1 protein-coding gene is annotated in these 305 nt (G+C 44.3%); it reads right to left on the minus strand.

The annotated features are described in order from the left end of the window. On the minus strand, positions 1-305 hold a 305-nt coding region (locus tag P5683_RS26125; RefSeq protein ID WP_315642626.1), incomplete at both ends, for a reverse transcriptase domain-containing protein.

Raw genomic sequence — 305 nt, forward strand, 5'->3', positions numbered from 1 at the left:
CCTAACCATCCCATCCAGTGCGATGTTGGCTAGGAGTGGACTTATTACCCCTCCTTGGGGTGTCCCTGCTTCTGTATCCTCGAATACACCGTTATCTAGCACGCCTGCTTTGAGCCATGATTTCAGGTCTCTTTTTAGACTGCTTGGACAATGAATTTTGGACAGAAGGTAATCATGGTTTATTCGGTCAAAACATTTAGCTATATCTGCATCCAGAACGTAATAACCTCCTTTGTTGATACTCTGAAAGATTCTGGATATTGCATCATGGGCAGACCTTCCAGGTCTGAATCCATAGCTAGTGT

The organism is Limnospira sp. PMC 1279.21 (genome assembly GCF_032349615.1).
GTDB lineage: Bacteria > Cyanobacteriota > Cyanobacteriia > Cyanobacteriales > Microcoleaceae > Limnospira > Limnospira fusiformis.